The organism is Bacillus sp. AK031, from assembly GCF_053903065.1.
In genome coordinates this window covers 3,498,109-3,512,051 of sequence record NZ_CP096424.1, presented here as the reverse complement: position 1 = coordinate 3,512,051, position 13,943 = coordinate 3,498,109, and the positions used below count along the sequence as shown (strand labels likewise).

Annotated in this window: 13 protein-coding genes; 5 read left to right on the top strand and 8 right to left on the bottom strand. The window is 43.5% G+C overall.

Annotated elements, in window-relative coordinates; genetic code table 11:
* Window positions 1–7: 7 nt before the first annotated feature.
* Together M1E09_RS17975 and M1E09_RS17970 are read left to right on the top strand one after the other, a co-directional pair.
* Complete coding sequence (locus M1E09_RS17975) at window positions 8–1,378, top strand: sensor histidine kinase (RefSeq protein ID WP_456272189.1); 1,371 nt, start codon at window positions 8–10, stop codon at window positions 1,376–1,378.
* A 155-nt stretch (window positions 1,379–1,533) separates the two neighbouring features.
* Window positions 1,534–1,815, top strand: a complete 282-nt coding sequence (locus tag M1E09_RS17970; protein WP_456272188.1) for a hypothetical protein — start codon at window positions 1,534–1,536, stop codon at window positions 1,813–1,815.
* Window positions 1,816–2,555: 740 nt separating this feature from the next.
* Here M1E09_RS17970 and M1E09_RS17965 read toward each other — a convergent pair.
* From M1E09_RS17965 to M1E09_RS17945, 5 genes are read right to left on the bottom strand one after another with little or no spacing between them, the layout of a single operon-like run.
* A complete protein-coding gene (locus tag M1E09_RS17965) occupies window positions 2,556–3,572 on the bottom strand; it encodes a YeiH family protein (RefSeq protein ID WP_456272187.1) in 1,017 nt (338 codons plus the stop codon).
* A gap of 59 nt (window positions 3,573–3,631) precedes the next feature.
* The gene (locus tag M1E09_RS17960) at window positions 3,632–4,219 is read right to left on the bottom strand and encodes an SCO family protein (protein WP_456272186.1); all 588 of its coding nucleotides are present in this window, start codon (window positions 4,217–4,219) and stop codon (window positions 3,632–3,634) included.
* A gap of 54 nt (window positions 4,220–4,273) precedes the next feature.
* Window positions 4,274–5,275 (bottom strand): aliphatic sulfonate ABC transporter substrate-binding protein, encoded by a 1,002-nt coding sequence (locus M1E09_RS17955; protein WP_456272185.1) that lies wholly within the window; start codon window positions 5,273–5,275, stop codon window positions 4,274–4,276.
* Between the two features lie 28 nt (window positions 5,276–5,303).
* Window positions 5,304–6,059 carry an ABC transporter permease gene (locus M1E09_RS17950; RefSeq protein WP_456272184.1) on the bottom strand — a complete coding sequence of 252 codons (756 nt, stop codon included), beginning with the start codon at window positions 6,057–6,059 and terminating at the stop codon, window positions 5,304–5,306.
* Window positions 6,043–6,831, bottom strand: coding sequence for an ABC transporter ATP-binding protein (locus M1E09_RS17945; protein ID WP_456272183.1), 789 nt, complete (start codon window positions 6,829–6,831; stop codon window positions 6,043–6,045). The genes M1E09_RS17950 and M1E09_RS17945 overlap by 17 nt, the downstream gene beginning before the upstream one ends.
* A 184-nt stretch (window positions 6,832–7,015) precedes the next feature.
* On the opposite strand from M1E09_RS17945, the gene M1E09_RS17940 reads away from it, so the two are divergent.
* Both M1E09_RS17940 and M1E09_RS17935 read left to right on the top strand, forming a co-directional pair.
* Entirely contained in the window at window positions 7,016–9,205 is a 2,190-nt protein-coding gene (locus tag M1E09_RS17940; RefSeq protein ID WP_456272182.1) for a DNA topoisomerase III, read from the top strand.
* A 316-nt stretch (window positions 9,206–9,521) separates the two neighbouring features.
* Window positions 9,522–10,493: an NERD domain-containing protein gene (locus tag M1E09_RS17935; protein ID WP_456272181.1), complete on the top strand. Its 972-nt coding sequence runs from the start codon at window positions 9,522–9,524 to the stop codon at window positions 10,491–10,493.
* 317 nt (window positions 10,494–10,810) lie between these two features.
* Here M1E09_RS17935 and M1E09_RS17930 read toward each other — a convergent pair whose 3' ends face one another.
* Window positions 10,811–11,848, bottom strand: a complete 1,038-nt coding sequence (locus M1E09_RS17930) for a hypothetical protein (protein ID WP_456272180.1) — start codon at window positions 11,846–11,848, stop codon at window positions 10,811–10,813.
* 164 nt (window positions 11,849–12,012) lie between these two features.
* Between M1E09_RS17930 and M1E09_RS17925 the strand changes: the two genes are divergently transcribed.
* A complete protein-coding gene (locus tag M1E09_RS17925; protein WP_456272179.1) occupies window positions 12,013–12,204 on the top strand; it encodes a hypothetical protein in 192 nt (63 codons plus the stop codon).
* A 28-nt stretch (window positions 12,205–12,232) separates the two neighbouring features.
* Here the strand turns inward: M1E09_RS17925 and M1E09_RS17920 are convergent, their stop codons facing one another.
* Both M1E09_RS17920 and M1E09_RS17915 read right to left on the bottom strand, forming a co-directional pair.
* The gene (locus tag M1E09_RS17920) at window positions 12,233–12,673 is read right to left on the bottom strand and encodes a GNAT family N-acetyltransferase (RefSeq protein WP_456272178.1); all 441 of its coding nucleotides are present in this window, start codon (window positions 12,671–12,673) and stop codon (window positions 12,233–12,235) included.
* A gap of 21 nt (window positions 12,674–12,694) precedes the next feature.
* A complete protein-coding gene (locus tag M1E09_RS17915; RefSeq protein ID WP_456272177.1) occupies window positions 12,695–13,924 on the bottom strand; it encodes an MDR family MFS transporter in 1,230 nt (409 codons plus the stop codon).
* Window positions 13,925–13,943 lie beyond the last annotated feature (19 nt).

Below are 13,943 nucleotides of genomic sequence, written 5' to 3'. Positions count from 1 at the left end.
GATTTGGTTGACGATCGTTATCGTTTCACTGATTACGATTGTAACCGGAGCCAGTCTGACCTATTATTTGTATGAAACATTCTATGTGGACAAACAGAAAAGCTTGTTGACCATGCAGGGGCAAGAGCTGAAGACATTCTATCAATCCGATAGCACCAGGCGGGAATTCCTCGAAAGAATAGAGTGGACGGACAGGACATCCGATGCATCCGTCATTTATACTGATGATCCGATGATGCTGAGTGCGGGCATCCCTTACGAGGAATTCACCAATAATTTGATTACATTTGAAGAGAGACAACGTCTGCTTCAGGGGAAAGAAGTTATATTCGTACGGAAGCATCCGCGCTTCAATCAGGATATTCTGGCAGTTACCATTCCGCTGATTGAGGAAAGTCAGCTGGAGGGAGCAATCTTCCTTTATATGCCCATGGCGAATGTTTATGAGCCTTTCCAATCAATCCGGATCATCCTGATTGGAGCCCTGATAATCCTTTTGTGTATCGTTGTTTTTGTTGGGCATAAAATGACAAACCAAATCATCAGGCCGGTAAAAGAGATGGAAAGAGTGGCACAAAAAATGTCTCAGGGTGATTTTTCAAAAAGGATCCTGGTGAAAAAGCAGGATGAAATAGGCAATCTTGCAACCTCTTTCAACATTCTGGCTTCCTCTTTGGAAGAAGTCGATAAAAAAAGAAGAGAGTTCCTGCAAAACGTATCCCATGAACTAAGGACGCCGTTAAGTTATATGCAGGGATATACTGAGGTGATTCTGGAAGGGACTGACCCGGCCAAGGAGCAGACGGATAAATATGTGTCGATCATCCACAATGAGGCTGGCAGAATGAGCCGGCTGGTCCACGACTTGCTGGATTTGGCTCAGTTAGAGGATGATTCTTACCCAATGAAATGCGATCCCTTGCCTTTCGCACAATTGGTATTGGATGTGGTGGAACGCTTTAAGTTGCCAGCAGCCCAAAAGAAGATGAATATCTCTATGGACCTCGATGACGATATCATTGTCAACGGGGATGCTGACAGGCTGGAGCAGGTGGTAAGCAATCTTCTTGATAATGCCATCCGCTATACCCCTGAAGGAAAAACGGTGAACGTACATTTATCAGCAGAACAAGAAACAGCGAAATTAATCATCCAGGATTCCGGACAGGGCATTCCCGAAGAAGACCTGCCAAGGGTCATGGAACGCTTCTACCGTGTCAATAAGGCCAGGACCCGCAAGGAAGGCGGAACCGGGCTGGGACTATCCATCGTTTATCATATTGTGAAAAAACATGATGGGGAAGTGGAGATTGAATCGGAATACGGCAGTGGAACGAGTATTGTTATCAAACTGCCGCTGTTTCCTGAATTTGAATAGAAGTGAAGAGGACGGATATAAGGCAATGAAGCCTATATCCGTCCTTTTATCAACGTAGTTATCGGAATAGTATGTTAACATTAAAGGAATGAAGGAGTTGTAAAATCAAGCAATAAGTCACCATTTGAGTTGACTTCAATACAGGAGGTGTTCTGTTGGATAACAGCTTTGTGTTTTATTCCGTATCATTTATCACGCATATCATACCCGTCAGCCTGGCTTTAGCTATATTGATGTCAGTATATATGAAGAGCAAACGAAATGGCCTTATTCTGCTTCTGGTTTTCATGGTACTGCATTACTATACACTATCCCTCGCATTTGAAGATTCTGCTTTACTGGGCACTGGTTTCTTGCTTATAGATATCGTGCTTGCAATAGCTGCATATTATACGATACAGCGGAAGAAAAGGCGTTTAAAGGAAGAGAATAATTAGGAAAAAGAATCGTGTTGTAAAAAAACAACCGCTTAGAGTATAAACTAACGGGTTCCGTATTGGGAGAGAAAATTACATATAATATTATAAATAGCAGGCTGACTCACACATGATTAGACCTGCTCTATTTATTGTTATAACAATGTTTTTACTTGATTTTGGGTTAATTAGCACTTCGAATAGCACATTATTTAACAAGCGTACAATAATTATTGTGCAGATAAAAAATGAATTGCTAATTGGGCTTCTAAACGACTTGCCAATTAGCATCCTGTTCTTGCGGAGCTATTAACAGATACGGTAGTTGGGTAAATGAAGATTGAGTAACCAGTGATAGAAAATAAGCGGAGTTTTTACCGTTAAATGCAGACTAGAAGTGGTTTTTGGGGAAAATAAGAGGAATTTTTCCCTCTATACAAAGTGAAGCTGCCTATTTTTACGTTTTTTTAGTCGAATAAGAGGAATTTCTCCCTCTATTTAAGCTGTTTTCAGTACTATTTGCTAATTAAGGGGAATTTTTCCCTCTATAATTCTCAATCAGCAGAGAACCTGCTGTTCACCTATTCAGCGATTGGGGTAATAGAGTAAGAAGTTTAGAAAAAACCAAGAACCGGATCCTTTTGAATCCGGTTTTTTTGATTTTAAATACAGTGTTATTTGCACTGTTATTTCTGCTGCTGATTAGGGTGTGATTTAAGGTTTTCTCTCCTTAAACGGACCCCTTAGAAAACAGCTTTCCATTATAAAAGATAAATAATCATTACAAGGCTGATCATCGAGACTGTCAAAGAGGCAACAAGACCAGTGATGAGCGGCTTAAAGCCGAGCTTGGCAAACTGTTTGAGATTGACCTGCAACCCTACAGCGCCCATGACCATAATAATGATGAACTTGGCGGTGTCAGTCACTGTCTCCTCAATGAATACAGGGATGATGCCGAATGAATTGACGATGCTCACAACCAGGAACCAAATGACAAACCATGGAAATGCTTTCTTTGCTGCGGCCGCTCCTGTAGGTTTATCACTTTTTAACAGAAGGGGCAGGACCATGATCAGTGGCAGCAGAAACAACGTCCTTGCGAGTTTAACGGTAGTCGCAACCTGCCCGGCTTCATTTCCATACACATAACCCACGGCGATTGACGACGATGTATCATGAACCGCAGTACCTGCCCAGATTCCAAAGGCCGTTGAACTGAGGCCAAGCAAATGACCGAAAACAGGATAAAGAAAGAACGCAATCAGATTGAAAAAGACGATGATGGAAATCGCATAGGCGGTCTCATTGTCATCAGAATCAATGACGCCTTTAACGGCGGAAATAGCCGTTGCCCCGCAGATACTTGTTCCAACGCCGATCAGCAATGCGAGCTTTCTGTCCATTTTTAAAAGCTTTCCAAACCATATGGTCATTCCAATTCCCAATACCACAGAGACGAGAATGACCAGAAGAGACTGTCTTCCGATCAGAAGAATGTCAGCGAAGCTTAAGCTCACACCAAGCATCACGACGGCTGCTTTTAATAATTTTTTTAATGTCAGTTTTAATCCGGGCTGAAACACAGCATGGACACCAATTGTATTGTTAATCACAATTCCTATAATTATGGCAAACAGAATACTGCCGACAAGGGGAAAGAGAGTGCCGAAGTATTTGGCAATCCCAGCTATAATCAATAATAACAGCACGCCGCTGCTCCAATCAGGAAGGCGTGCTGTTAATTTATTTTTTAAGACATATTGCAATTTATCCACTGCTCCTCTTTGGTGCTTTAAGAACCTTCCTTTAGTATCTTATCAAAAACCGGAGAAAATTAGTTCAAATTCTTAATATCGGCAATAATTTCTTCAAATGGGGGATCCATGACACCTTCGTACTGTTTCAAAACAGTTCCACTTTCACTGATCAGATAAAAAGAAGTACCGTGGACGAATTGATTTGAACCTTCCACTTTGGCGGCAGGTGTATTAAAGGAGCGGTTGGCAAACAGCTCAATTTCTTCTTGTGAATAGCCTGTGAGAAAATCCCATTGATCCAAGTCAGCCTCATAGCGGCTGCTGTATTCTGTTAATGCTTGTGGTGTATCGTTTTCAGGATCGATGCTGAATGAGACCAGTTTGACGTCTTCGCCCAGTCCGCTTTCCTTAAGTTTTTGCTGCAGCTGAGCCATGTTGGCGGTCATCGGCAGGCAGATGGTATCGCAATTGGTGAAGATGAAGTCAGCAATCCAAATATCGCCTTTTAGGTCATTCAGCGTTACTTCATCACCGCTCTGGTTTACGGCAGAGAATTCTTCGACCTCCATACTCATTGGGAAGGACTCTTCTATTTCCGCTTGATTAGAACAGCCCGCGAAGATGACTCCAGACAATAGTAAGATACCCAATTTCATTAGCTTCATATTTTGTCCCCCTTAAAAACGGCTGATCCTAATTTTCGGATCAGCCGTGAATGATTATTGGATGAACTGCTTATCGATCAAGTCAGAGAAGTCAGGTTTTTCTTTTAGGAATTTCAACTCGTAAGAAGAATCTGCAAACGCCTGGATGGCATCGGAGTCCACTTCATAAGTGAAGCCGATTCTTTCCCAAGCATTGTCTACTACTTCTTTGCTCAGTTCTTGGTTTGTTACTTCTTTTACATCGTCGATTGTAATTTGTTTGGCTTCTTCAGGATTTTCCTGGATGAATTCTACAGCTTTCTTATGGGCATCCACAATGTTTTGAATGCGTTCAGGATTGTTCTCGATCATTTCACCGGAAGCAACCATCACAGATGCCGGCAGTGTTTCACCAAATGAAATTTCATCTGCATTAATGATGACTTTCGCGCCTGTTTCCTGTTCAAGTACGGCTGCCCAAGGTTCAGGAGCAACCGCGATATCCACTTTTCCTGTTTCAAACATAGCCTGGTACTGTGCCGGGTTACCGGTGATATGTTTCATCGTACCGCCGATTCTTTCAGAAGTGATGCCCATATCTTTCAGGAATGTCTCTACTTGAACGTCATGAGTACATCCGACACGTGGTGTGATGAATGTTTTTCCAGAGAAGTCTTCAACAGATTCGATTCCGCTGTCTGCACGTGCCAATACGACTGTACCGCCAGTTGAACCTCCGGCGATGATTTTCACGTCAGCACCAGTAGAGTAGTTGTTCATGGCAGGGCCTGGTCCGACAAGCCCTGCATCGATATCACCTGTTTTCAGTGCGGTCATGAATGAAGCGCCATCAGGGAATGTCTTGTATTCAACAGTCGTTCCATCGCCAAGCTGCTCTTCAAAATAGCCTTGGTCTTTTGCGACCATCGCTGGAACATGGTTGATGTTAGGGAAGTATCCGATTGTAACGGTTTCTTTTTCACCAGAGCCGTTAGCCGAATCAGAAGCTGTTCCACAGCCGGCTAACATCCCTGCAAAAGTAAGTAACATTGTAAATAATACTATTGCTCTTTTCATAGTTGTACCTCCTGTGTATTTAAAGTGATTATGATTGAAGTCCCCAGCGTTTCAACACGGATTTTTCAATTCGTGAGAAGATGAGCTGGTCGACGATTGCACCGATGACACCGATGATGATCATGACACCAATCACAAGTGACATATCACCGAAATCTGAAGCGTAGCGAAGGGTATATCCAAGGCCGGGGCCTGTGCTTAATAATTCCCCTGCCATCAATGCTCTCCAGGCAAATGCCCAGGCAAGCCTTGCTCCTGTCACCGCATAAGGCACGGAAGCTGGAAGGGTCACCCTGATAAATAAATCAATTCCTTTTGAGCCCATCGTCTGCGCCGCCCTTGTAAAAAGAGGAGAAACGTTTTTGATTCCTGTTCGGATATTAAGCGCCATGACGAATGTTCCGCCAAGTACAACAACAAAAATGACGGCTGTTTCGTTCATTCCGAACCACATGATGGCGAGCGGGAGCCAAACGATACTTGGTACACTTTGGAATGCCAGAAGCAGAGAACCAAGAGTTTCATCCGCTGTTTTTGACTTGGCAAGAAGGACTCCGATCGATGTTCCGATCAATAAGGCAATCCCGAGACCGATGAACAACCTTCTGAAACTGGCAATCAAGTCATATACCAGCGTCATATCAGAGAAGCCTATTTTCAGCGCCTGATACACATCCGTCGGGGCGGGAAGAATGATTTTCGGCCACAGCCCGAGTCGCGCGCCGCCTTCCCAAAGCACCAGAACGACAGCAAAGAATATTAACTTTTTAACTATTGGCTTCATAGGCTAATTCCTCGCTGACTACTTTATCGATTTCTTTTTTGAGATGAACCATGATTTCCTTTTCAATGGCGAGCATCTCTTCTTTGTGTTCATTCCTCGGACGGGGAAGGTCGACTTTGATGTCGGCAATGATTGTTCCAGGGCGGGTCCCCATCACAATGATCCTGTCTGAGAGTTTGATAGATTCAGAGATGCTGTGAGTGACGAACATAACCGTTTTCTTTGTATCCATCCAGATTTGTTCAAGCTGCTCATGCAGGCGGGAACGCGTCTGTTCATCGAGTGCGCCGAACGGTTCATCCATAAGCAGAATTTCCGGGTTCATTGCCAGGGCGCGGGCGATGGCAACACGCTGCTGCATACCGCCGGAAAGTTCGTGCGGATAATGATGAAGATAATTGCTTAGCTGCACCATTTTTAAATACTTTTTGGCCTGTGCAGCCGCCTCTTTTTTGGAGAGATCCTTTTTTAAAGGAAACGTAACGTTATCCAATACGTTAAGCCACGGAAACAATGCTGCCTGCTGAAAGACCATCCCTCTGTCTTTTCCTGGTTTCTTGATGGAACGGCCAGCTGCTTCGACCACGCCGGAAGACGAGGATGTCAGACCGGCCACAATGTTTAACAGGGTGGATTTACCACAGCCTGAAGGCCCTAGAATAGAAACGAATTCCCCTTGTTGGACCTTTAAGTCAATGTCTTTTAAAACAGTAACCGGGTTCCCGTCTTTATCGTTGAAATACTTATTGAGATTTTCTATATTAATGAACATTTAATCACCTATTCGTATAATTCATATAAAACAACTCGGAATACCTTGGTTAATTATAGTCTATTCTATAAAAATGTCAAGGTCAGCCTATTTTTCTATAGAAGCCAGTCCTTAAACTAAGAGAGGGAATCCTGTATAATGGAAGGTACTATGCGTCTGTACGCAAAGGAAGGGATTGTTAGGATTGAGCAAAACGTTAGTGTTAGCTGAAAAACCATCAGTCGGCCGCGATATCGCTGCTGTGCTGAATTGCCATAAAAAGGGTAACGGATTTATTGAAGGAGATAAATATATTGTGACATGGGCGCTCGGCCATCTTGTGACGCTGGCTGAACCTGATATTTACGACAGTAAATACCAGACCTGGAGGATAGAGGATCTCCCTATGCTTCCTGATCAACTGAAGCTGGTCGTCATCAAGAAAACGGGCAGGCAGTTCAATTCGGTGAAAAGCCAGATGAGCCGCAATGATGTAAAAGAGATCGTCATTGCAACAGATGCGGGGAGAGAGGGAGAGCTTGTCGCCCGCTGGATCATCGAAAAAGCCCGCGTCAACAAGCCGATAAAACGGCTGTGGATCTCATCCGTAACAGATAAAGCAATTAAAGAAGGGTTCCGCAAACTGAAAAACGGCAAGGAATATGAAAACCTTTATGCTGCAGCCCAAGCCCGTTCTGAAGCGGATTGGTATGTCGGGATGAACGCCACACGGGCACTGACCGTAAAACATAATGCCCAGCTTTCCTGCGGAAGGGTCCAGACTCCTACACTCGGAATCATCGCGCAAAGGGAAGAGGAAATCAAAAACTTCAAACCAAAGCCTTTTTATGGTTTGAAGGCAAAAAGCAAGGATATAACGCTGACTTGGCAGGATGGAAAAACAAAGGAATACCGTACTTTTTCAAAGGATTTCATTGAAAAAGTATATGCGAAGTTAAAAGGTGAGAAGAAAGCAAATGTCACTTCCGTCGACAAAAGTTTGAAAAAGAGTTTCTCGCCGCAGCTCTATGATTTAACGGAACTGCAAAGGGATGCCCATAAAATTTTCGGCTACTCTGCAAAAGAAACGCTGTCCATCATGCAAAAACTTTATGAACAGCATAAGCTTCTAACTTATCCGAGGACGGACTCCCGCCATCTTTCCAGCGATCTTGTCGACACGCTGAAAGACCGGATCCAGGCAGTATCCATCAAGCCGTATAACCTTATTGCGGCAAAGGCGATGAAAAGTTCAGGGAAGCTTGGAAAAGCATTTGTCGATGACAGCAAAGTGTCGGACCACCATGCGATCATTCCGACAGAGCAGACCGCTTTCCTTAATTCTCTAAGTGATAAAGAACGGAAAATCTACGACCTGGTGGTGAAAAGGTTCCTTGCGATGTTCCTGCCGCCGTTCCAATATGAGCAGACGACAATAGAAGCAGAAATCGCTGGGGAAAAGTTCGTCGCGAAAGGAAAAAGAATCATCGAGCAGGGATGGAAAGAGATTTTCGACCGCCACAATTCGAATGATGAAAGTGGGGAAGGCTTGGCTGACCAGACACTGCCAAAAATAGAAAAAGGCGACACACTGCAGGTTTCATCTATTAATCAAACGTTTGATGAAACAAAACCGCCGGGCAGGTTCAATGAGGGAACCCTTCTGTCAGCAATGGAGAATCCGAAAAAGTATATGGAAGGCGAAAATAAGGATCTGCTGAAAACAATAAGCTCTGCCGGTGGATTGGGTACCGTCGCAACCCGGGCGGATATCATTGAAAAATTATTTAACTCCGGTTTGATCGAGAATAAAGGGAAGTCGATCATGATCACTTCCAAAGGAAAACAATTGCTGGACCTTGCCCCTGATGAGTTGAAGTCCCCTGCACTGACCGCCGAGTGGGAACAGAAGTTGGAGGCCATTTCTAAAGGGAAACTAAATAAGAATGCATTTATCAGTGAAATAAAAGATTATGCGAAAAAATCGGTGCATGAAATTAAGAACAGCAACAAGAAGTTTGCCCATGATAACATCACCGGAACAAAATGCCCGGACTGCGGAAACCTCATGCTCGAGGTCAAAAACAAACACGGTAAAAAGCTCGTCTGCAAAGACCGTGAGTGCGGCTACCGCAAGAACGTCAGCAAAAAAACCAATGCCCGCTGCCCGAACTGCCACAAGCGCCTCGATCTCCGCGGAGAAGGAGAAGGCCAAATGTTCATGTGCGTATGCGGCCATCGTGAAAAGCTCTCCACCTTCAATGAAAGAAGGAAAAAGGAAAAGAACAACAAAGTCTCCAAACGCGATGTGAACAAATATATGAAAAAACAAGACGACGCACCAGTGAATACCGCTTTGGCGGATGCGCTGGCTAAGTTGAAACTGGATAAGTGATTTTTAGTTTGTCTGCCCCCAGGCTTTGGCCTGGGGGTTTGATGTTTGGCCTGCTATTGGTGCGTTCTTTCTAGTTGAGGACCCTGTCGAAAAGTGTCGTTTGGCCGATAAGTCGTCCATTTTCGCCGATAAAATCGAAAAAGTGCCGATAAATGGTTGGAAACCGCCGTTAAAGTAGTCGGAACCGCCGATAAATACCAAAGAACCGCCGATAAAAAACACGAACAAAATTACATAACAAGATCCTTCAATAATATTAAAGGATTTTCTACGATTAGGACGAAATTTACAAATGACAAACTAAAGGAGTGGTGCAATGATCATTAAACAGAGGGAAATACCGATTCATATTATTAAACTGGATGCTCTCAATGAACGCCTCTCGAATAACCATGAAAAGAAGGGCTTGGTAACCAAGCAACTTTCAAACAGGATGACGGGATATAAAGGAGAACAAAGCCTGGATTATTACCTGAGTTTTTTACCTGAAGCGGATTATCATATTTTTCATGGATTACGCCTGTTTGATGGAACTCATCATTTTCAGATTGACACACTGCTTGTTTGCCGGAATTTTATTTTGATTTTGGAAGTGAAAAGGATGGCGGGAGTATTGAAATTTGAACCAGAATTCAACCAATTTACCAGGACCACAGAGGATCATCTCATTGAGCCCTACTCTGATCCAATAACTCAGGTGGAATGGCAGGCGTTTCAACTGGAAAGGTGGCTTCGTAATAAAAAAGTTACAGCATTACCGATAGAATGCCTTGTCGTAAGTACCTCCAACAAAGCAGTCCTGCAAACCTCCCCAGGAGATAAAACAGTACAGGATAAAGTGATCCATAAGGATGTTCTTCCTTTTAGAATCAATAAATTGGAAAAATATCATCACCAACCAATACTTGAACTGTCAGAGCTAAAATACGTCTCCAACCTTCTTCTTAAATCCCACTCTCCTCTAAATCCTGATATTCTCAAAAATTATGGCATTTCAAAAGGTGAACTATTAACAGGTGTTCAATGTCCTGAGTGCAAATATCTTCCCTTAACCAGAGATAGAGGTATATGGCGCTGCCCCAAATGCAATACACACTCGAAAACTGCTCATATAAAAGCTTTAGCAGACTATTCGCTACTGATCAGTCCTAACATCACTAATGAGCAAGCCCGCCATTTCTTGCATCTAACATCACAATCCGTGACGAAACGGATTTTAAGAGCCGCATGTACCGGGTTTGAAGGTGATAAAAAGAGCAGAATTTACTTTATTGGAAGCAAGAAATAAGTACATTTGATTGTCTGCCCCAGGCTTTAGCCTGGGTGTTCTGTTGGAGATGTGGGATTAACTTGCACTGTGTGCCTTCGTCTGGTCGTAATGCAGTTTTCGTCGAAGTGTGTCGTTTGGCCGATAAGTTGCCCATTTCCGCCGATAAAATTGAAAAAGCGCTGATAAATGTTTGGAAAGCGCCGATAAACATCCTGAAACCGCTGATAAAACTCAAGTTTCCGCCGATAACCCCGTACAGACTAATCCGCAGCTCTCCGTGTCCACACCTGCAACCCACACCAAAAAAACCGCCAACAAGGCGGTTTTCCACAAACTCACAAAGCAATCCCGGTTTCAAGAAGTGATAGGGTATCATTGATTCTATTCAGAAAATTCTCATTGCCGTTCCGTTCATCGAAGTCATCGGCAATTGCAAGTACGATTTCCTCCATTTCATTCAGGGAGAAGGGAACTCGCTGTCCCTCTTTCTTTAGTGCTTTTCCCCATGCCAGTGAAGCAAGGTAGAAGCAAAACTGCCCGTATGGGTTTTTATCGGCATCTGCCGTTCCGATATGCTTTTCAAATAGTTTTCGGCCGGCTTTTGGCGCGGTCAAGGCGAAAAACAAAAGGTGTTCGGAGGCTTCCACCAGCATATGCGGCTTTTGATAGATCATGAAATAGCCTTCACTCTGGAAGGTCTGCGCTTCCTCTTTTCTACCAAGTTTGAGGTAGGGCAGTAACAGCTTGGAGTAGGTAAGGTGCGGTATTTCATCGCAGGTTACTTCCCTGTTCAACAGCCTTTCAGAGATTTGCAGAGCTTCTTCTGTTTCATCGACTAGGAATAAATACTCCATCTGTGACTGCAGTTCACATGCAGGACAATCCGAGAGGTCATCTCTTGAAGAGCTTATCCAGAGCGCATAGTATTTTTCAGCATTTTCAAAGTCCCCGGCCAGGAGGGAGGCTTTATGCTGGAATTGATATAAAGGACGTTTGCTATATTGATATTTTTCAAGAAGTCCATCAAAATCAGAGAATAAATTCAAGATGGTTTCTTCCTCAACATGGGGAAACTTGACGATATGCTCCAGCGTCCACTTGAATGCCCACAGTATCTGCAGTGCCCAGTCCTCCAAGTGTTCTTCGTTGTGCTGGAAGAAGTCGAGACACCAGAAATAGTGATCGAAGAGCAATTCATATTCACCGAGAATAGTAGCGCAGTGAAGCAATTCAAACCTTGTGGCAAATTCCTCGTAGGGCTGCTCATTTTTAAGAGACCAGCTTAACAGGTCAATGACGAGATTGTATTTTTCATAGCTGTGTTCCATTTTAGTCAACTCTTCGTACCGCTCCCAAAACTCATCTAAATTCATGATGCTTCACTCCATCCTGCTAAAATAAATCCATATTAAAGAAATACCATTTTTTGACCAAAAAGAAAATAAGAATTTCAGGTTTGAACAATTGTCATTTTGTGGTACTTACAAGAATAGAGATTGTAAGAGAACGGAAAATAGAGAAAGGGGTCAGTTTGGCAATGTGGACTATGATTTGGATTGCAGTCGGAGCACTGTTATTGTTAGGAATTCTTGAAGAAGTGACTTACTTTGTGTTGAATAAACAGCTTGGCCTGTCCCGGAACTGGAGTTTTAAAAAGCTGAAGCTTCCAATAGATAAAGTTACTTCCCTTTTTAAAAGAAGAAAGGAACAAGAAAGCCATTCCGCATAAAAAAGCTTGAGGCTGCCCTCAAGCTTTTTTATATGGTTACTTTCATGAATTTGCTTACATCCTGAAAACCCATTTGTTCATAGATTTTCATAGCCGTTTTGTTATGGCTATACACGTTGAGCCTGACGTCGCTGTAACCATTTTTCTTGAATTCTTTGAACGCTTCTTTTATTAACGATTTGGAGTGCCCTTTCCCGCGGTGGCGGGGTTTTACATATAGATCATTGATCCAGCCGATTTCCTCTCCTGTGAGATAATCGAAGGCTTTGTCGATCATGATCCAGCCGAGAAGTTCATCTGCATCTTTTAGACAGAGAAAATAGGCTTGGTGTTTAATGGAATGCTCGTATGCTTCGATCATTTTCTGCCTGTTGTCTTCAGATTCCATATTGGTTGCTTCTCTTCGGTTTTCGCCGGCAAGCTCATAAATTTCCTCAAGTTCTGTTTCTGAAGCTCTTATGAATTCCATGTCAGCTTCTCCCAACTAATTTTATTTTGATTTTAGCACAAGTTTCGCTGGAAAAGTTAGCTTGGATTTTTCGGCATTTTCATTCAAAATAAATTGTGCAACCCCTCCTAGAAGCAGCAGGGAAGCTGAAAGGAGAAACAAGGCTGCGCCACCCCATTCGACTAGTACAAGTCCCCCTAGAAATGGTCCTGCCATTCTGGACAAATCCCAGTGGGTTCCGTAAATGGAAAAGTAAAGCCCCCGTTTGTTCGCGGGCGCGATTTGGGAGATATGAGTCAAGAAGCGATTCAACCCAAGGCTTTCCGCAATGGTCAGCATAAGTTGAGTGAATATGAGCAGTGTCAGAGAAGCGGAAAAACCATGTGAAACAGCCGCTATTAAGTATAGGCTGTAGGATATCACGATAATTTTTCCAAACGAGTAGCGGTTGCTCCACCTGACGAGAGGAATCTCAAGCAGGATGCTCATAACTGCTTTGACGGAAGCGAGGATTGTCAGAACAGCAAGAAAATCAGGAAAAATGTCTTCAAGGTAAATCCGGTAATTCGTTTCTGTTTGCGCATAGAAAAAACTGATCGGCAGACTGAATGCCATCAGGCCCAGGACATACCGGTGGCTGGTAGTAAAGGCTTTCAGGCTGAATCCCTTTTGTGCGCCTTCTGATTCGCTTGTTTCCACAGGAACGGTTTCAGGAAGTTTAAAGTAAACAAGTGCTGAGTAAAGTGCCAGAGTCGAAGCCTGCAGTCCAAACATGAGAGCAGGGTCCTGTGTATAGACAAAATATCCGATAACCGGTCCAAGTGCCATCCCGGTGGAAGCAACGGTGTTGATAAGTGCGAACACTTCTGATCTAATGCTGTCATCCGTCGAATCAGCGATTTGCGCCCTCTGGGCAGGAATATAAACAGCGCGGCCCATGCCATTCAAGACATAAAACAAAGCAAAGAACCACACAGATTCAGCAAATATGAAGCCTGCCATTGCGGCGGATTGCATCAGGAGGCCGAATAAGATGATTTTCTTTCTTCCCAATCGGTCGGTCAGCCCTCCTCCTGCAATTGTAAAAAGAATTTCTGCCAGAGGCTGCAGCCCGACAATGATCATTGGCAGAAGAACATTCCCATCCAGCTTGTCGTAAAGATAAATAATCAGAAAAGGTGCGAGCATAGAACCGGTGACACTAGTCAACATTTCCCCTAATACTCTAATCCAGACTACAGTCGGATAGCGTTTCAGTAATTTACCCTTCATTTTCATCCTCCCTTTCAAT